The organism is Schlesneria paludicola DSM 18645 (assembly GCF_000255655.1).
GTDB lineage: Bacteria > Planctomycetota > Planctomycetia > Planctomycetales > Planctomycetaceae > Schlesneria > Schlesneria paludicola.
Window position 1 is genome coordinate 1254018 of the sequence record NZ_JH636434.1, and the last position, 18407, is coordinate 1272424.

15 protein-coding genes are annotated in these 18407 nt (G+C 55.4%); 8 read left to right on the plus strand and 7 right to left on the minus strand.

Annotated features, from left to right (window positions below; all coding sequences use genetic code 11):
- Nucleotides 1-342: 342 nt before the first annotated feature.
- Nucleotides 343-816 (minus strand): hypothetical protein, encoded by a 474-nt coding sequence (locus OSO_RS0106125; protein ID WP_010582588.1) that lies wholly within the window; start codon nucleotides 814-816, stop codon nucleotides 343-345.
- 706 nt (nucleotides 817-1522) lie between these two features.
- Nucleotides 1523-2191 (minus strand): NUDIX domain-containing protein, encoded by a 669-nt coding sequence (locus tag OSO_RS42365; protein ID WP_157605059.1) that lies wholly within the window; start codon nucleotides 2189-2191, stop codon nucleotides 1523-1525.
- Between the two features lie 617 nt (nucleotides 2192-2808).
- Between OSO_RS42365 and OSO_RS0106145 the strand changes: the two genes are divergently transcribed.
- The gene (locus OSO_RS0106145) at nucleotides 2809-3990 is read left to right on the plus strand and encodes a DUF1559 domain-containing protein (protein ID WP_157605060.1); all 1182 of its coding nucleotides are present in this window, start codon (nucleotides 2809-2811) and stop codon (nucleotides 3988-3990) included.
- A gap of 229 nt (nucleotides 3991-4219) precedes the next feature.
- Nucleotides 4220-4714, plus strand: coding sequence for a hypothetical protein (locus tag OSO_RS0106150; RefSeq protein WP_010582592.1), 495 nt, complete (start codon nucleotides 4220-4222; stop codon nucleotides 4712-4714).
- Nucleotides 4715-4742: 28 nt separating this feature from the next.
- Here the strand turns inward: OSO_RS0106150 and OSO_RS42370 are convergent, their stop codons facing one another.
- Complete coding sequence (locus OSO_RS42370) at nucleotides 4743-5807, minus strand: lipase family alpha/beta hydrolase (protein WP_010582593.1); 1065 nt, start codon at nucleotides 5805-5807, stop codon at nucleotides 4743-4745.
- A gap of 282 nt (nucleotides 5808-6089) precedes the next feature.
- On the opposite strand from OSO_RS42370, the gene OSO_RS42375 reads away from it, so the two are divergent.
- Together OSO_RS42375 and ychF are read left to right on the plus strand one after the other, a co-directional pair.
- Nucleotides 6090-7337 carry a CinA family nicotinamide mononucleotide deamidase-related protein gene (locus tag OSO_RS42375; RefSeq protein ID WP_010582594.1) on the plus strand — a complete coding sequence of 416 codons (1248 nt, stop codon included), beginning with the start codon at nucleotides 6090-6092 and terminating at the stop codon, nucleotides 7335-7337.
- Between the two features lie 192 nt (nucleotides 7338-7529).
- A complete protein-coding gene (gene ychF, locus OSO_RS0106170; protein ID WP_010582595.1) occupies nucleotides 7530-8618 on the plus strand; it encodes a redox-regulated ATPase YchF in 1089 nt (362 codons plus the stop codon).
- A 90-nt stretch (nucleotides 8619-8708) separates the two neighbouring features.
- Here the strand turns inward: ychF and OSO_RS0106175 are convergent, their stop codons facing one another.
- Nucleotides 8709-9593, minus strand: a complete 885-nt coding sequence (locus OSO_RS0106175) for an alpha/beta hydrolase (RefSeq protein ID WP_010582596.1) — start codon at nucleotides 9591-9593, stop codon at nucleotides 8709-8711.
- A gap of 81 nt (nucleotides 9594-9674) precedes the next feature.
- Nucleotides 9675-10382: a sugar phosphate isomerase/epimerase gene (locus OSO_RS0106180; RefSeq protein WP_010582597.1), complete on the minus strand. Its 708-nt coding sequence runs from the start codon at nucleotides 10380-10382 to the stop codon at nucleotides 9675-9677.
- 340 nt (nucleotides 10383-10722) lie between these two features.
- Between OSO_RS0106180 and rimI the strand changes: the two genes are divergently transcribed.
- From rimI to OSO_RS0106195, 3 genes are all read left to right on the plus strand, one after another.
- Nucleotides 10723-11298 carry a ribosomal protein S18-alanine N-acetyltransferase gene (gene rimI / locus OSO_RS0106185; RefSeq protein WP_010582598.1) on the plus strand — a complete coding sequence of 192 codons (576 nt, stop codon included), beginning with the start codon at nucleotides 10723-10725 and terminating at the stop codon, nucleotides 11296-11298.
- A gap of 125 nt (nucleotides 11299-11423) precedes the next feature.
- Nucleotides 11424-12878: an FAD-binding oxidoreductase gene (locus OSO_RS42380; RefSeq protein ID WP_010582599.1), complete on the plus strand. Its 1455-nt coding sequence runs from the start codon at nucleotides 11424-11426 to the stop codon at nucleotides 12876-12878.
- A gap of 245 nt (nucleotides 12879-13123) precedes the next feature.
- Nucleotides 13124-14110 (plus strand): 3-keto-disaccharide hydrolase, encoded by a 987-nt coding sequence (locus OSO_RS0106195; RefSeq protein ID WP_010582600.1) that lies wholly within the window; start codon nucleotides 13124-13126, stop codon nucleotides 14108-14110.
- 104 nt (nucleotides 14111-14214) lie between these two features.
- Here OSO_RS0106195 and tatC read toward each other — a convergent pair whose 3' ends face one another.
- On the minus strand, nucleotides 14215-15306 hold the full coding sequence (gene tatC / locus OSO_RS0106200) for a twin-arginine translocase subunit TatC (RefSeq protein ID WP_010582601.1): 1092 nt from the start codon (nucleotides 15304-15306) through the stop codon (nucleotides 14215-14217).
- Between the two features lie 306 nt (nucleotides 15307-15612).
- Nucleotides 15613-16311 carry a zinc metallopeptidase gene (locus tag OSO_RS0106210; protein WP_010582603.1) on the minus strand — a complete coding sequence of 233 codons (699 nt, stop codon included), beginning with the start codon at nucleotides 16309-16311 and terminating at the stop codon, nucleotides 15613-15615.
- Between the two features lie 318 nt (nucleotides 16312-16629).
- On the opposite strand from OSO_RS0106210, the gene OSO_RS0106220 reads away from it, so the two are divergent.
- Nucleotides 16630-18270, plus strand: a complete 1641-nt coding sequence (locus OSO_RS0106220; protein ID WP_010582604.1) for an Nramp family divalent metal transporter — start codon at nucleotides 16630-16632, stop codon at nucleotides 18268-18270.
- Nucleotides 18271-18407: the final 137 nt, after the last annotated feature.

Sequence of the window (18407 nt, forward strand, 5' to 3'; positions counted from 1 at the left end):
CCAGGATTTGAAAATATTGTGAACAGCCGTAACTCTAAATTTATAGAGTGAATCCGACATGAGATTGAATAACTCAGTGCACTCGACCGTGCGTGACAGAACCGCAGAGATGCAATTCAATCGTGCAGACATGTCACTGCATGTCTGCACGAATTCACCGAACTTGAAGTCGCTGCAAACTAGCTTCGCCGTAGGACAATTGCACTGACACGAAAATCCTGCCACAACCTTAATTCTTACTGAACAGACTGTGAACGTAACGGGGATTGACTCCACACAGACGAACGAAGCCATGACATCTTGAATATCGATGTGCGTGCGTCCCCTGATTTCACAAAGCCGCTAGAGTGTCAGATTGAAATCCTTCTCGTTGTCCCCCGGCAAGAGCTCGATCACTTCTTTAGAGTCGTCGTTGTAACGACGGGGAATGAACTGAAGTTCTTCTTTTTGAGGTGGATTTGAGTCATCGATCTGAATCATTCGTCCCGTCTCTTTGAAGCCGAGGATGATCACAAGATACTTGCCGGCCTTCAGGCCCTTGCAGGACTCAACCTCAAAATAGCCATCTTTAATAGGGCTCAAACCACCAGGACCTGGTGTTCCATCCTGTGTCGAGAGACGGACGACACCTTTTGCCACGGGTACGCCGGCCACCTTGACTACACCTCGCAGTGACGCGGGCTTGGCCGCTTTGCTGCAACCGCTCAACAGACATCCAATCACGAGACCGGCCAATACCGGACGAAACGCACCGATCGGTCGCAGAGAATTGCCAAGAGATTGAAACCGCCTTCGATCAATGAATTGGAAAGACATGCGAGGCACCTAAGTTTGGGCCAGATTCGCCGGACAGACAATTCGATCTGATCTCGCGAGCAAGCCGAGGTGTGAACTCTTTAATGAGAAATGAATCTCGCGATTCACTTCTTATAAAAAGCGGAGTCGCGACAGTCAACATAATAGAACGGTAATGTGTTCATACGAGCAAATATAGGACGACATTTGCAAACTTCGGATCTACGCAGGCCCAAGCCGTATCCTCTACTCGTTACCAAACCCCCATCTGGTAACTCCTCCTCCCTCTCGCTACCAAGCCCCCCCTGGTAGCTCCTTCTCGTTACCAAGCTCCCGCTTGGTAACGCCTCTTACGATTCGATTCTCTGCCGTATAGGAAAGTGACCTCGGCCCGACATCCGTATGCCTGATGTGTAGGTCACGGTTCACAGCCCTAACAGCCTACTGAAGTAACAGGAACTGGCTCCGACCAGAATAAAAACCGCCACGACATCGTGAACGCCAAGGTGTCTGTCCCGCTTACTTCAACAGGTTGCGATGAGAGGGTGACAGGAAAGTTCTCCCGGCAGTTTGGAATCCAAAGTACATCGACGAGCCTCATCCTTCACCTTTCCCGCGGGAAAATGAGCCAGTTCCCGGCCTGTGAACGGTCAATATGTGCAGAAAGCGTTGCCAAGCTCCCGCTTGGCAATAAGGAGAATCACAATCGCGATGACCACCGAGTCCATCACATACGCTGCGACGACTCAACCCCACAGGCGGAGTACATCAATATCCTGAAACGCTCGAACCAGTCGGCCTGATTCAGGGCAAACCGCTCTGTCGTCCTCAAAGGAATCCATTCCACCTGCCATGTGTGCCCGTCCGCCGTGCATTTCCATGGCTCTGATCGAAAGTCGCCGAGAAACAGAAAGCAGACAAAAACACGCGCGACAGAGCGTCCAATGAATCGCGTCGGAATAACACCTTGTATTCGCCTGCTGACAATCGGCGGATCAAGATTCAGATTCCACTCCTCTTCACAGACTTGGGACAGCGCATCACCATGCGACAGGATCCTGACACGTCTCCCTCGATAAAAGAGTGACCTTTCCTCATCACGATTCGTGGAAATACTTTCCGACGTTTCCAATACAAATCCCTCGTCGGCATCGCGTGGACACACTTCAGTCCCGAGTCGCCGCCCTTGGTCCAGCGCCGTGACGCACGTTTCTTCGCGCACCTCGCGCCGGGCGGCATCGAGTACCCCTTCGCCCGACTCAATCGTGCCTGCTGGAAACTGCAGCCCGGCAATAGGATGGCGAAGGGCCAGCACCATCGGTTCCGGCGTGGGGGTCAAAACAAACGCGGCAACCTTAAGAATCAAGTGATCGCCACTTTCAGTCCGATGATGCATGTCGACCGCTCCCATTGATGTGCCAGGCGATCCCAAAACCAGGACACCATCACCTCCCCATAAAGTCAACGCTGCTAGACGAGTACAGGTCTCGACCACGCGTTGTCATCCGTACATGGAACTTTTTTTTCTTGTAGTAACTAATTGCATTTTCCGAACTCTCTTGATAGCGTCTTAATCAGATTCAGCCCATGTCTCATTGCCGCAGTCCTTTTCTGACGCGATTGCCTTAACTCTCTGTTTGACGAATCCCGCGGCACATCGCATGGCCATCACGGTGTTTAAGTTCGCGAACTGCTTCGCGATTTGGTGCGTTTCGTTCCCATTGTGATTAGTCGGTTTCGAGTCCCATTTCGTCGTCAATTCCATCTTGAGTGACCGCTTTATTCCGAACGCTCTTGCGTTCGCGTAATGACAGTACGTTTGTCTACATCACGCTCTCGACGAGATGTAGCCGCATTTCTGGCGGCCAATTCTCGCCCAAGAAACTTCGTTTCAGTTGATCAGCCACAATGGGGTTTGAAGGAGCACAGGCCTTCATCTGATTGTTGTCGTGTCGAAGCGTTTATCGTTTGGTTGCAGTGTTGTTGTACGTCATTTTGTGCGAAGGAGTCTTGATGAAATCGCCACGCAGAAAGCTCGGATTCACTCTCATCGAACTGTTGGTTGTGATCGCGATTATCGCCGTTTTGATCTCTCTACTTTTGCCCGCAGTCCAACAGGCGCGTGAAGCGGCGCGTCGCACGCAATGCAAGAACAATTTGAAGCAGCTGGGATTGGCACTGGCCAACTACCATGATCAGTTCCTGACTTTCCCACCGTCGGTCGTGTATGCCAATAGCTCACTGGGAGCCCAGACCGGGGTTTCATCAGGCCTTCCGACCACCCCGATGGTGAATGCAGCCCCAAACTATGACAGTGGTGGCGGATACAGCACGTCGACATTCTTCCGGGCTCCGTGGACCGTTCTTGTACTGCCTCTGATGGACCAGGCGAATCTCTACAATCAGTTCGACATGACAAAACCATTCTTCGGTCGCTACGACCATCAGACCGGCGGAGCCGCAAAGCCGGGCCCAGCAGGGTCACCGAACTATATCGTGCAGCAAACGAACAGTCCTGCTGTATTTCGATGCCCATCGACGCCGACCTACAATAGCGACAAGAACATCAACAACTACAACATCTGTATGGGTGGCGGGTCTCACACAATTCCTTATTTCAATGTCGACAACGATCCGAACTCAGCACTCCTGGCGAATTTTAGCCCAGCCTTCTCAGCCAACGCCTCTGCCGCCGACGGTGACTTTGCCAATTCGGGACGGCTGTTTTGGAATAACGGCGTTTCGCACATGAACGGCGGCAGGACGATCAGCGGAGTTCGCGACGGTACTTCGAACACCCTGCTGGTCGGAGAGACGGTCTACGTCGGACTGATTGGAAACTACACTTCCGCTGGTGGAGCTGGAGATGTTAATAGCGGGTCCGTATTCAGCTGGTGCTGGGCTTCGTCGGGACGTAACGATGGCGGAGGCAGTCCCTCCCTGTTTAACACTGCCGCGACGCTCTGCCCGATCAACAATCCACTCATGAGCTTTACTTGGCAACAAGTTCTTCAGCGTCAAGGCTCTGCAAAGGCTCATACCATGAACATGGAAGGCTTCAGCAGTTTTCATGACGGCGGCTGCCACATGTGCATGGTGGACGGTAGCGTTCGATTCGTCAGCCAGAACGTCGATTTGCTGACCTATCAACGCCTCGGTGCCGCTTCAGATGGGGGCATCCTGGGTGAATTCTAGTAGCCCAACGTCGGTCAAGTTTAGTGGCAAACTCATACTGATCTGACAAGTTGCCGATCATCGCGAGCGGGACAATTTGCCTGTTCGCATCTTGATCTTCGACATACCACTTCAGCTGTGATGATCAACTTGTCCAACGACGTTCGCTCCAACAAGAAAGGTGCCGATGTGCATTTGCCGTCGGCTCCTTTCTGTTCATTGGTATTCGTCCAAACGGGGATTAGGTTTCATGCAATCGTCAAAAGTACAATCGGCCATGCCGAACCATGCTCATTGGTGGAACAAACTGTACATCATCGCCCTTGCGGGGATCGTGGGCACGTCGGTCGGATGCGGTGATGCCCAGAGTGGCAAATTCAAGGCAAAACCACGTTCCGTCGCGAGCGGAACAGTTTCTCTTGACGGCAAACCGGTCGCGATCGGTGCGGTCGTATTTACTCACAAAGAATCGGGATTGCCCAGTATCTGTCCCGTCGAAAACGGAGCTTACAAAAGCCCCGCAGACAAAGGGCCGCAGATTGGTGTGAACTCCGTGTTAGTCTCAGCCAAGGGCGAGGATGGAAAAATGCTATGGTCAACCCCCACCGCCGAAGACGTTGCGGTGGACGATACGAAATTTGCCAAGGATTTCGCGTTGACCAACAAGCAAGTCAAGATGAACGTGGCGGCGGCGGGCAAAAAGCGACCGACAACCACGAAGGTTTGGCCTGGTGACGAAGAGTAACCCGTCATCTACGAATGTCTCGCAATCGTTAGCGAGCGAACGCTTCTACCAGCGGGACCGTTTCAGAGATGGGTTCACGATTCTCACTGTGACAGTTTTCGGCTTCGGGATGGATCGGCTGTGGATCGCGATACGGACACAGCCGTCCTTCTTTCAAGAAACTGACGGTCTGCGAGATCGCATCCTCATTCCGCAACAGGCGGGAGTGAATCGCGCGAACGGTGCCAAAGTCGGCGGCGCCATTTAGTTTTGTGCTGGCGACAGTCACAGTGCCATCATCGTCACCCGGAATCAACGGATTCCATCCGGACGCCGTCCCGCGTGACCCCGCAATGACGGCGAACTCAAAATCCGGGGCGGGAAGCCGGGGAATCAGACCATCGGGACGTGTTCCCAGTTGACGGGCACCCGGTCCCGCGGCGGCGCGAAAAATCCAATACTGCTGCGTAATATCCGCGAGTTCAGCGCCACGATTGGGCGTCCCCAGCATCACCATCCGCTTGATCCGCGGATCTTTGAACTCCATGGCATAGGCACGAACCACCAACCCCCCCATGCTGTGGACCACAAAGTTGATTTCGTCGAAACCTTCCAGCGACTGCACCGATCGGTCCAGAAACTGTGCCGCGTCAGTGATGCTGATCTGGGTGCTCGGATAGTCAAAATTGACCGTTGTATAGCCTGCGTCGCGAAGCGTGACGCCCATGCTGTTCATGCACTTCGAGGACTGAAGCAGCCCATGAATCATGACGACCGCGGCCCCGCTGCCTGGCTTGAGCTGCTTTTGTTCGATGATCTTCTTCAGCGTCGCGGCACAGTCGTCGAACGATCCCCACATGTGGCGCACGTCACCGGGATCAATCAGTCTGTAATGCTTGGTGAAAACATTCTGTTGAATGCGCCAGCCACGAAAGTGATGTACGTCACCCCAGAACTGCCGACCACCTAGCGTCTTCGCCAGCATCCCTTCGTCCACCTGCTTCTTGAGAGTGTCATCCTGTGCCACTGCCACCACTTCGCTGGCGGTCATCTGCTTTCCACAAAGCGACGCAAACAGATATCCTGCAACGATTAACTTGGATCGTGCCTGCATGATTCGCTCCTGACCCGACCACCAACGCGGTCCGATTGTTGTCGAAGTCGTAAATTCTGAAAAGACGTTTCTCAGAATTTCAGATTGCCGGCCGCCCGACTTAACTTCCTGATCCCGTAGATGCCTTCGTCGCGTTGCGAGTCCTACTTGGAACCGAGTAAGCTTCGCCCTGTTCGCGAACATGCGAATGAATGTCACCAAATTGATTTCCGTTATATGATGACATCTCGCCCTTCGCCGTCCGCGGGACGAGAGGTTGCTGGATACCCAGGGTTTTTCCCCATGCACGCTGAGATTATTTCCGTTGGCACCGAGTTGACCACCGGAGCGAAACTCGACACCAATAGCCAATGGCTCAGCCTGGAACTCGCTGAAATCGGGATTCCAGTCCTTGCCCATTTGACCATCTCGGACGATCTGGACGCGATGGTTGCTGCCATTCATGCGGCGGCCGATCGGTCCGAAATCGTACTGCTGACCGGTGGATTGGGACCGACGCTTGACGATTTGACCCGCGAAGCACTCGCGAAATTCGCCAATGTCGAACTGGTTCAACACCTTCCGTCATTCGAGCATGTCAAATCGATGTTTGCCAAACGCAATCGTCCGATGCCCGAACGAAACGTCATTCAGTCCATGTTCCCGGCAGGAAGTGAACCACTTCCGAACCCGCGTGGAACGGCCCCTGGAATCTGGATGATCTCTACTCGCCCCGACGGCAGCCAATCGCGAATTGCGGCCATGCCCGGCGTCCCCAGTGAAATGAAGCAGATGTTCCGGCAGCAGGTCCTGCCGCGCCTCGACGGACGCGGGCAGGTGATCCGGCGTGCCCGCATCAACCTGTTCGGGGTTGGCGAGTCCCAGGCCGAAGAAATTCTGGGCGACTTGACGGCCCGCGGACGCGATCCAGACGTGGGAATCACCGTTCACGAAGCCACGATTACACTGCGAATTACGGCAACCGCCCCAACGGTTGATGACTGCCGCAATAAGATTGAACGGGCCAAGACGGCGATTCTGAACCGGATGGGAACGCTCGTATTCGGCGTGGAAGATGAAGAACTGGAACATGCGCTAGTGCGACTCTTGCTGCAACGACGAGCGACCCTCTCAACCGCCGAATCGGGGACCGGGGGCCTGCTGGCACACCGCTTGACCGGTGTTGTCGGCTTTGAATCTTGCTACATGGGTGGAGTGGTTGTTCCGACCAACGCGGCCAAGCGAGAACTCGTATCCGTCGACCCCATGTTGATCCGCCAATATGGTCCGATCAGTGCAGAGGTCGCGTTGGCGATTGCCAAAGGTTGTCGTCAGCGATTCGGGACAAATTTCGCCCTTGCCGTCTCTGAATGGCCTGAATTCGATCCCGACGATCCCTTGGCATCGGTTCCGGCCTCGTTCGTGGCCCTTGCCGGGCCGAAGGGGACCAAAGTCGAGAAAGTGCAGCACTTTGGCGATCCGGCGATCGCCAAAAGTCGCACGGCGAAAGTGGCAATGAACCTGCTCAGGTTGCACCTGATTCAGGGTTGATGGAAACCTGCGTGAGTCACCGTTCACAGTCCGAAGCGAGGGGGACAGGCACGTGAACAATGACTCTGCGTGACTTTGACGAATCGGTCTGATATCAATCGCCGGATCGAATCTCGATCGGATTGATCGCGGCAGTGCATCACGGCGGCCCCTCCAGGGGTTGGCTCTACTCAAAAAGGCTTTTGCGGAATCATGGAAGCAGGAATTGTTGGACTGCCCAACGTGGGTAAAAGCACATTGTTCAATGCGTTGACGATGTCCAAAGCGGCCCAGAGTGCCAACTATCCGTTTTGCACCATTGAACCAAACGAAGGCGTCGTCAGCGTTCCTGATGATCGCCTGCGCCGCATCAGCCAATATATTGTCCCGAAAAAGCTGGTTCCCGCCGCTTTGAAACTGGTCGATATCGCCGGGATCGTGAAAGGCGCGAGCGAAGGACAGGGACTGGGCAATAAGTTCTTGACCCATATCCGCGAGGTCGACGCGATTCTGCAGGTGGTTCGCTGCTTCGATGATCCCGACGTGATCCATGTTTCGGGAAGCGTCAATCCTGTTGCCGACATCGAAACGATTGAGATCGAATTGATGTTGGCGGACATCCAGACACTGGAAAACTCGCTCTCCAAGGCAGAGCGAACGGCCAAAAGCGGCGACAAAGACGCCAAGCAACGCGTGGAAGTGATCAAAAAGTGCCTGGCGCACCTGACCACGGATCAGCCACTCCGAAAAATGGAGTTCGACGAGAACGAAACGAAGCTCGTCTCGAGCTACGGCTTGATGACGGCCAAGCCGATTCTGTACGTCGCCAACGTCGACGAGAACGATCTGGAAGGGAAGGGCAAGCTGGTCCAAGACGTTCGCGATTTTGCCGCGAAAGTCGGGGCGTCGGTTGTTCCCGTGTGTGCAAAACTCGAATCAGAGATCGCGGAACTCGACGAAGCCGATCGAGCGGAAATGCTGGAAGGGGCCGGTTTGGCGGAGCCCGCGCTCAGTGCGCTGGCACGCGAAGCCTATAAAGTCCTGGGGTTGCAGAGCTATTTCACAGCCGGCGAGATGGAAGTGCGTGCCTGGACGATTCCGATCGGGGCGACTGCGCCTCAAGCCGCTGGTGTGATTCACACCGATTTCGAGAAAGGGTTTATCCGCGCCGAAGTTTACACGCTGGCCGATCTCGAAACCTACAAGAGCGAAAAAGAGATCCGATCCGCAGGGAAACTGCGAGTCGAAGGCAAAGGCTATGTCATGCAGGATGGCGACATCTGCCACTTCCTGTTCAATTGATTCTGGTTGCTTCCGCCGGACGACGAACAGCCCGGCGACGAACAACCTGCGTTTGATGACACCACGGCCGCGAAACACCGATTTCGCGGCTCAGGGTGTCGTCCGCCAGAGCCAACGCAGTGAATCGGGCAGAATCGCGCCGCCATGATTGCCGTTGTGTGCCCCATGCCCCCAAACGGCCTTCACATCGTACTTGGCAAAAGTCAGCGACGATTCCATCTCGAGATTGGCCAGCCACCAATTCCCGGCAGCGTTGTTCAAATCGTTGTCGCCATCCTGCAGGAAGACCCGAATGGGCTTGTGCTCCGTTTTGCGGATCAAAGCCTGGTAATTGTGCCCTCCACGAATATTGGTGAAACTGCCGATATGGCTCAGGACCTTCCGGAACGCATCGGGACGTTCCCAAGCGACTGTCCAGGCACAAATCCCGCCTGACGAAGCACCACAAATCGCCCGCTGATCGGGATCGGTGGTCAGATTGTAGGCCTTGCCCACTTCGGGCAGAATTTCATCCAGCAACAGCTTTGAATATTGATCGCTCAGAGTGTCGTACTCAAAACTTCGATTGTTCGCTTTCCAGCGGCTGTCTGGAAGCGGTTCGCCCAGGTGCCCAGGATCGACGAAGATTCCGATGATCGGCGGCAGCTCTTTCTTGTGAATCAGATTGTCGAACACCACAGGAACCCGATATTCGCCCGACTTGTTGACGTACGCATGTCCGTCCTGAAAGACCATGACGGCGGTCGCCTTGACCGGGTCATACTGGTCGGGAACATAGACGTAGTAGTCGCGAACCGTTCCCTCGAAAACGTGGCTGGTCCAGGTAAACTTGGTCACCTTCCCCTCGGGAACCCCCGTCATGGGCATTGAATCAGCGCCAAGCTCGTACTTTTCCGGCGCGTCCGGCTTCTCGCCCTGCGCGAACAGCGTCGCCCCGAAGAAATAGCAGAAAATCGCCAGCGATGTGTGTCGCATCATGTGATACTCACTCGGAATCGTTTGTTGTCATGGTTGTCGATACTCAACTCGGACGGTCTTATCCCAGTTCACCACCCCTCAAGGGTGTGCCGCAAGCGACGACGTCCAGTCCTCGAAAAAGGCCACATCCTTTTTTAAGTACTCGTCTGACTGAAACAGTTCATTGGCTTCACTCACGACCAGCTTCCCGAACCCATATTGATGAAGCAGCGTCAGAACCTCTTTCGCCATGACGGGGCTGTGATGGATCGGATGATGTTCGTCACTTCCGGGCGTGTAGCCTGGTAAATGGACATGGTGCACCTTGGCGGCATGCCGTGCCAGCAAACGATCGACATGTTTTAGAAGTGTCGCGAGGGGCGCATCTTGAAGTGTGTAGAGCCACAGATGCTCGACATCCAGCGTCAATCCGGGGCTTTCCTCGGCCCATCGTTCGATTCCCGGCAAGTCCAGCAGATGGTTCTCAATCGCCAGATCGATCCCGGGCCGCATCTGACGCAAGAAGGCTCCATACTCATCAAACATCGGCTGATGAATGATCATGGCGGTGCAATCGAGTCGATCGTAGAGATTAACAGCACCCGAAAGCGCCTCCTGAGACAAGGGGCCCTGGTTCGGAAAATGGACGGCGTAGCGAAACGGGTACTCCTTGGCGATGGAGGCAATCAGGTCGCTTTGGAGCAACAGTCGCCCATCAAGCCAGAACTCGGCCGCCCGAAATCCGGACCGCGACGCGATCTCAAACGCAGGCCGCTCGGGCAAAAACTTCGTCGCTAACGTCAGCATACGGGTTCTCGATGCAGGATCAGGGGAACGTGGTCGATGTTCGCGCGTTGGGGAAGTCATCGTATCGACGCCGGGGTTCACCGTGAAGATGGTGAGGCAAGGTGACCGGCCACCGTCATGAATGCTTCGAGCAAGCATCTCCAAACTGACCAAAAGTCCGACTTACCGCATCCTGACATCATGCTACGGACGGCGAACTTTGACCCGCCAGAAAACTTCATCTTTCTTGAGTAATTTCGACTAGCCATTCTTCGAAACATTCGCTACGTTCCACGCCCGCGCACCCGTGGATCACATATCGGTGCCCGGCCCCAGGAATCAGATGGACAAGGAGGTCCGCATGAGCTTCGGGAACATTTCGCGACCCAGTACGCGACGACCTCAGTGCGATGTACAAATCCGTTGGATGATCCGCCGGGACATGCCCGAAGTTCTGGACATCGAGCGCCAGAGCTTCGAATTCGCCTGGACCGAAGAAGACTTCCTGTGCTGCCTCCGCCAACGCAACTGCATTGGCATGGTGGCTGAGCGTCAGGAGCGGATCGTCGGCTTCATGATCTATGAACTGCTCAAGTCAGAACTTCACGTCCTGAACTTTGCCGTCGCCCCCTGGTCACGTCGTCAAAGCGTCGGCCAGCAGATGGTCGAGAAGCTTGTGAACAAACTGTCACAGCAGCGTCGACAGGAAATCACATTGGAAGTGCGCGAGACAAACCTCGCCGCACAGCTTTTCTTTAGACAACAGGGTCTGTCAGCCAGTTCAGTCCTGCGAGGCCACTACGAAGACACAGACGAAGACGCGTACGTGATGAAATACAACCTGTATCAATGCGAAGAACAGATCATTCCGTTCTCGCTTCGCAAACGCGTACACGGCAATGATGGCATCAACGACACGGACGCCGAAGCCGCCTGATCGAATTTCTGCTCGATATCTGCGTGTTCAGCAGGCACAACGAACGTGCCCCACACGACACGCAACGAACGTGCTCTGATCAATGACCAGATCGGATTTGTACCGTTTCACGAGTGACCGCGGGCATGCCAATCGGCGTGCCCGCTTTCATTTCGCTCGCGGCAGCTTTATGCTTCGCCGGTCGATTCGACTGCACAGACCGCTTGAGCGACTCCGAAGTCTGGATACTCCGACTACGGCACCTTGTTCAGAGGCACGAATTCAGCGGTCTGGCCGCGATCGAAATCGACAACACGCAGAACGTATTGGCGAAAACCCTTAGGCGAGTCATCTCGGATATGTCATCAGTCGCGTCACCCGCCGAATTTGTTCCGGCGACACAGGCCGAGTTGGCTCGATTCATGGCGGAAAACGCGGTTCAGGCACGCAAAACGCTTCGCCCCGTGGGTGGACGTACCGCACTGACCTATCCGGTGGCACCGACCGATGTCGCGATTTCGATGTCGGAATTGAAACGGATTGTCGACTATCCGGCCCGCGACATGACGATCACGGTCGAGGCCGGAATTCGCATCGATGAGCTGCAGTCACAACTCGCCGCCGCCGGACAGCGGCTTCCCATCGACATCGCCCAGGCAGGTCGAGCGACGCTGGGCGGCGCCATCGCGACGAACACCAGCGGCCCACGACGGTTCGGGCATGGGACGTTCCGAGACTTTGTGATCGGAATTTCGGCCGTTGATTCGATGGGCGACCTGTTCAAGGCGGGTGGCCGTGTCGTCAAGAACGTGGCAGGATACGATATCTGCAAATTGATGATTGGCTCCCGCGGAACTTTGGGAGTCATCACCCAAGCCACATTGAAGCTGCGGCCATTGGCCGAAACGTCGGCACTTCTTTGGCTGAATATGACAACGCTCGAACAAATCGAACCAGCGCTCGAAACGTTGCAGCTTTCCCAGGCTCGTCCCGTCGCTGTTGAGGTCTTGAACCCTTCGGCCGCGAAACTGGTTGCAACGGCCGCTCGCTGTGCGACACACCCCAATGCGTCGGTACTGTGTCTCGGGCTGGAAGGAACACGCCGCGAAGTCGACTGGCAAGTCGACACCCTTCTGCAAGAATTGTCGACCTGTGGAATCCAATCGCAAGAGCGGATCGCGGAGCCGGATGCCGCGCGACTTTGGGCGGCTCTTACCGAATTCCCCACCTGCGCCGATGATCCACTGACGTTTCAAGCCAATCTACTGCCGTCGCAATGCATCGATTTCGCCAGCCGCGCCACCCAACAAGGCGTCGCCGTCCAAGTCCACGCAGGCAACGGAATCGTCATCGGCCAATTGCCGGAAGAGGCTGCGACCATCGAGCGGGCGACATCGATCCTGAGAGACCTGCGGCGACATGCAAAATCCGCGCGGGGCAACCTGCAGATTCTGCACTGCGATCCCGAGTGGACGGGGCAAATGCCCATGAACGGAGATCCAGAACCGGGCACAAATCTGATGAAGCGACTCAAGCAGCAACTTGATCCGCAGAATCTGCTGAATCCGGGCCAATTGGTCGATGTCGGTCACGTTTCTTGAATTCAGTCGAAACCGACCACACAATACGTTGCTCGCAGTCCGTTCGCGGAACACGGCCTCTTTTGAATTTGGAGCATGTCGCCCCCATGGCGGCCTGCCGATCCACAACAGAGGTCCGCTTGCCGGGCCCATTTCCAATACGGAATCCCCGGACGGATGTTTGGTGATCTGACGAGCCCGATTCTCAGTCTACTGCGTCGACGTATTCATCAGTCTGTATCAAGCCAACCTTGGGAGCTTCGTCCATGCGTTTCCCGTCTTCGCTGGTCCTTTCCGCAACAATGGCCCTAGCGCTGCAGGCAGCACTCCCCTCCACGGGATGGAGTCAGGAAGTCGCGGTCCTTGATCCGAGTCAGGCCGATGCCGACTTCACCGTTCAGGGTGAGTATCTCGGTGAAGTCGAAATCGACAATGCACCGACACGCGTTGGCGTCCAGGTCATCGCGAAAGGCAGTGGAAAACTCGCGGGAATTGCCTACTTGGGCGGATTGCCGGGCGATGGCTGGAACGGCAACGAAACCCGCAAGGGAGAAGGGACAACGCAAAAGGGTATCCAATTCCCAGGCGACGCCGATGTCTTGATCCAGGACGGCATCATGACAGTCAACGATCTGGCCGGCACGAAAATTGGCCAATTGAAAAAAGTCTCACGCAAGAGCCCAACGTTGGGCGCGAAACCGCCAGAGGGAGCAATTGTCCTTTTCAACGGAACGTCAGCCGATCAGTTCCTGGGCGGAAAACTGGACGGGGACCTGCTTGTCCAAGGGGTGAAAAGTCACCAAAAATTCCAGAGTTTCTCGCTGCACCTCGAATTCCTCTTGTCGTATATGCCCACGAAATCGGGGCAAGAACGGGCCAATAGCGGCTGCTACTGTCAGGGGCGATACGAAGTGCAGATTCTTGATTCGTTTGGCCTGAGCGGCGAAAGCAAAGAATGCGGCGGGATCTACGGCGTCAAAAAGCCGGATATCAACATGTGCTTCCCACCATTGACCTGGCAGACTTACGATATCGATTTCACGGCCGCGAAGTTTGATGGTGACGGAAAGAAAACCGCAGAAGCCAAGGTCACCGTAAAACACAATGGAACCGTCATTCACAATAACGTTTCGATTCCGAATACGACGACCTCGGCACCATTCCCAGAAGGCCCGGACGCGGGACCGCTGTACTTGCAAGACCACCGAAATCCAGTTCGTTTCCGAAACATCTGGGTTGTCGAAAAGAACTGATCGCCCCGCGGACGCGGCGGTCGTTCGATTTCAATCTGCTAAGACGGAAACACAAAGGGCGAGGATCATTCCTCGCCCTTTGTCCGTTGGAACGTCAACTTCCGTTACGCCGCGTCGCCGAGCGGTGATTTCGGTTCTGACCAGTAGCAAAGTGCGACCCCCAAAACGTACAGCAAAAGCAGCGGAACCATCATCAGCATCATCGTGGCGGGATCGGGCGTAGGGGTCAGCACCATTGAAATGGCCGAGATTGCCAGGACCGCCAGTTTCCACTGAGCCACGTAGTGCTGTGCCTGGAACACATTGATCTTGGTCAGAAACAGCATCACGAGCGGCAACTGAAAGCTGATTCCAAACATCAATGGCAGCAGGACCGCGAAATTGATCCACTCCGAAATTCGGATCTGGGCCGTGATTCCAATACGCGAGTTAAAGCCGAGCAGGAAGTCCAGAACCACAGGCAACACCGCATAAAAGCAAAACGAAACGCCCCCCAGAAACAGCCCGATACTCATCGGTAAATAGGTGTGAACGTACTTGCGTTCATGCGGATACAAACCGGCCGCAACAAACAGCCAAAGCTGATAGAAAATCCACGGACTGGACACGATCAAACCCGCGATGAACGACACCTTCATATAGGTCATGAAGGCTTCCTGAACATTCAATGTCACGGGCTGATTCACCTTCTCGGCCGTCCGTCGGAAATCACCAAACGCCGCAGATGTCGCCGGCAATTTGACGGTCGGAGAGTCCTTCAGTTCTTCTTTTGGCTCGGGAAACTGATCCGGCGCAACCTGGTGCAATGCCGTCACCAGATCGAATGGCGACACTTCGAGCGTCACTACTTTCTTTTCAGTTTCGGTCAATGTCTCGATCGATTCGATCGCCTTTTTGTCCTCTTCGCTGATGGAAGGAGGAACAAACTGATTCCAGATTCCCGACCCGATCGATTTCCACAGGTCGAATCCTTCGATGTTGTCTTGAACCCGATTCGAATTCGAATAGTCGGCGCGACGCAGCGCGGCGTCGATCGGCTTTCGAATGACTCGCACCAGTTGTTCGCCGAAAATCAGCGACAGAATGACGCCGATCATGAGCCCCAGCAGGGCGCGAATCAGGTGAAATCGCAAGACTTCCAAATGCTCGCCGAATGTCATCGTCGAGTCATCGAACAAGTCAGTTTTTGTTGCCATGGATTACGATGCCCCAGGAAAGATCGGTTCGTGACGGTTCGCGCACAGCGACCGCCAGAATCCACAGGAAAGTTCGAGGAACCAGGCCGGGGACTTGCGAGCATCGATCGCTCGGCGAATCTCACGGTGTCCACTCGAAGCACCCCGGCTGAACGAGCAGGGCAGAGAGCGGACCACCATTTTGACGAGAACCTGCGTCCGTGTCCAGCCGAACGATAAGGGGCATCCATTCCAAAAGAAAACGACTCGCCCCATTCCAAGGCGAGTCGCTACTTCAGTGCTTTCCAAGTCGCTCGGCAAACCGGACTAACGGTCGTCCGACGATCCGCCAAACACCCCGGCCCGGAACAGATAGTACGCCAGTACCATCAAACTACTGACGGCTGCCGCAACGTATGTCAGCGCCGCAGCGTTGAGAACGCGATCCATTCCAAAACGTTCTTCGGGCCGGATGATTCCGGCTTCAACGACGAGGTGTTTCGCCCGCGACGACGCATCAAATTCCACAGGGAGAGTCACCACCTGGAACAGCAGCACCAGTGAGAACAGCGCCGCGCCCAGAATGACGACCCACGGATGCAAAAACAGTCCCACCGCCATCACGATGTATCCCATGCTCGAACCGATGTTCGCCACGGGAACCAACGCCGATCGAAACCACAAGGGGACATAACCGTGGGCATGCTGCAATGCATGTCCTGCCTCATGCGTAGCGACGCCGATCGAAGCCACCGATCGCCCGTAGTAGACATTGTGCGACAAGGCCAGCTGCCGATTGATCGGATCGTAGTGGTCCGAAAGGTATCCATCGGTTTCGACAATCGCCACCGATCGCAAACCCGCGTCGTCAAGCAAATGCCGAGCCGCTTCCGCACCGGTGTAGCCGCTGGACGTACCGACCTGCGAATACTTGTCGAATGCGGATTTCACCTGGTAACTGGCCCACAGCGACAGCAACAAACCTGGAGCTGCGAATAGCAGGTACATGGGATCGAACATCATCATGGTTTTAGCCCTCACTTCGGCATGACAAAATTGCACACCGTCAATTCAGTAGAAATTTTCATGCCGACGTGCATTCGGCACATTTCTTAACAACGCCTCAGGGCAAAAATTGGATCACTCCATCACGACAAAACCAGATTCGAAATGCAAAAAACTCGTCGGTTATTCGCCTGAAAACTCGATGTTCGCGAATCGCAATCGACATCTGACCAGTGTACGATGCTGCGTGACACGCTTCTCCCGACATCTCGTCTCTCGCACTTTCTGCCAATCTGATTGTTCGACACCCGGTCTCTCTTTTCCGAGGGAAACACGAGAATGGCTGACGCGCCCCAGCTTCCGCGCACGCTGCTCGATTGGATTCGAGTCTTCGGTCCTGGTGCCATTATGGCATCGTTGACGATCGGAACGGGCGAGCTGATCTTCTCGACGCGTGGCGGCGCGTTGTTTGGGTATCACATCCTGTTCGTCTTCGCGCTCACGTCGCTGCTGAAGTGGTCACTGGTCATTTCCACCAGTCGGCACATGGTGTTGACGGGCGTCCATCCGTACGAACGTATGCTCGATCTTCCAGGGCCACGCGGCTGGCTGCCGATCATGTTGCTGTTGATTTCCGTCGTCGCCATGCCAATCTGGATCACCTTCCACTCCAGCGTGCTGGGCAGCCTGGTCTCATGGCTGACCGAGACACGAAACCACTATCAGGGTGGAATCGATTATCTTTGGGGCGCCGCGATCCTGGTGGCAATCCTGATCCTTTCCGCGACGGGCGGATACGAGGTTCTCGAGAAGACCCAAACCTTTGTCGTCCTGGCCATGGTGGTTTGCGCCGGCTTGACGCTCGTTCTCTACAAACCCGATTGGGTGCAGTTGCTGCTGGGCCTTTTGCCGCATTCGATGTCCTATCCCGAATGGCTGCCGGAGCGATATCCGCAGATCGCCAAGCACTCCGTCTGGGTTGAAGTCACGCGTTACATCGGGGTGATCGGTGGAGCGGGATTCGACTACCTCAGTTACACCTCTTGGTTGCGAGAGAAAAGTTGGGGCGTCTTGCCTCATCGCGCATCCGACGAAATGCTGCGTGAGATCGCCGCAGATCCGAACCACCGCGTCCGCCGCTGGGTCAACGCCCCCCTTGTCGACTGCGCCATCAGCTTCCTGCTGGTGATCGTGTTCAGCGCGGTCTTTGTGGCGTCGGGAACGATGTTTCTAGGCCCCGAACACGTCGTGCCTGACGAAGAAAATCTCCTGAACCTGCAGGCACGATTCGTCACGCAGATTCACCCCTGGTTATTACCGCTGTATGTTGTGGGGGCATTTTTGACGATGCTGGGGACGCTTTATGGAACGGTCGAGATTGCCTGCAGCATCGCCGACGAAATTGTTCGCTCTTTCGTCGCCAACTGGACGGAACACAAGGCCGATTCATTGCGGCGCGGAATCATCGGCTGGTGTGCCTCGGTGGCATTCGTCATCTTGGGATGCTTATTTGCGGGACAAGCATCTCCGACACCGATCGTCGTGACGGCCTCGAAAATGGTGACGACGATCACCGATGCCAGCGAACCGATCGCCGACGAGACCTCCGCGGTGTCGAAGGAACAGCCATCCGCCCCCAAGAAGCCAAGACTGCTGCTGGCGGTCATGACGCCCGTCAATCTTTTGACTGGAGTCTTGTCGTGCGGAGTCATCTGTTGGCTGACCATCTGGATGGACCGACGCTGGTTGCCCGCAACGCTCCAACCACCTCCAGCCCTCATCTGTCTTAATTTTGTCTCGGGATTGCTATTCATTGGACTGGGGCTGAAAGGCTTTTGGGACAATGATAATCGAGTGCTGGCGCTATTCGGCCTGATCGGACTGTTCGCAACCTCACTGTTGATCGCGATGATCCTTGGATCGAGGCGGAACATGCCCGAACCTGTAATGTCTTCTCCTTCAAGCGAGCCCGCGCTGTAGTTCGTCGCTCTGGACGCGCCGACGGGGTGACATCCAACCCGGGCCACCTCGCAGCGCCCTCAATCCCGTCACGACGGATCCGCGGATTTCACCTGCGGGGGCGTTGCTCTGCTCACGCCGGCGCGATGGACTGATCA

Excerpts from the sequence above, each read along its gene's own strand:
- rimI (WP_010582598.1), top strand. The coding sequence starts at position 10,723 with ATGAGCTTCGGGAACATTTCGCGACCCAGTACGCGACGACCTCAGTGC.
- OSO_RS42365 (WP_157605059.1), bottom strand. The coding sequence starts at position 2,191 with ATGCATCATCGGACTGAAAGTGGCGATCACTTGATTCTTAAGGTTGCC.
- OSO_RS42375 (WP_010582594.1), top strand. The coding sequence starts at position 6,090 with ATGCACGCTGAGATTATTTCCGTTGGCACCGAGTTGACCACCGGAGCG.
- OSO_RS0106220 (WP_010582604.1), top strand. The coding sequence starts at position 16,630 with ATGGCTGACGCGCCCCAGCTTCCGCGCACGCTGCTCGATTGGATTCGA.
- OSO_RS0106210 (WP_010582603.1), bottom strand. The coding sequence starts at position 16,311 with ATGATGATGTTCGATCCCATGTACCTGCTATTCGCAGCTCCAGGTTTG.
- OSO_RS42370 (WP_010582593.1), bottom strand. The coding sequence starts at position 5,807 with ATGCAGGCACGATCCAAGTTAATCGTTGCAGGATATCTGTTTGCGTCG.
- tatC (WP_010582601.1), bottom strand. The coding sequence starts at position 15,306 with ATGGCAACAAAAACTGACTTGTTCGATGACTCGACGATGACATTCGGC.
- OSO_RS0106145 (WP_157605060.1), top strand. The coding sequence starts at position 2,809 with ATGAAATCGCCACGCAGAAAGCTCGGATTCACTCTCATCGAACTGTTG.
- OSO_RS0106195 (WP_010582600.1), top strand. The coding sequence starts at position 13,124 with ATGCGTTTCCCGTCTTCGCTGGTCCTTTCCGCAACAATGGCCCTAGCG.
- OSO_RS0106180 (WP_010582597.1), bottom strand. The coding sequence starts at position 10,382 with ATGCTGACGTTAGCGACGAAGTTTTTGCCCGAGCGGCCTGCGTTTGAG.
- OSO_RS0106125 (WP_010582588.1), bottom strand. The coding sequence starts at position 816 with ATGTCTTTCCAATTCATTGATCGAAGGCGGTTTCAATCTCTTGGCAAT.
- OSO_RS42380 (WP_010582599.1), top strand. The coding sequence starts at position 11,424 with ATGCCAATCGGCGTGCCCGCTTTCATTTCGCTCGCGGCAGCTTTATGC.
- OSO_RS0106150 (WP_010582592.1), top strand. The coding sequence starts at position 4,220 with ATGCAATCGTCAAAAGTACAATCGGCCATGCCGAACCATGCTCATTGG.
- OSO_RS0106175 (WP_010582596.1), bottom strand. The coding sequence starts at position 9,593 with ATGCGACACACATCGCTGGCGATTTTCTGCTATTTCTTCGGGGCGACG.
- ychF (WP_010582595.1), top strand. The coding sequence starts at position 7,530 with ATGGAAGCAGGAATTGTTGGACTGCCCAACGTGGGTAAAAGCACATTG.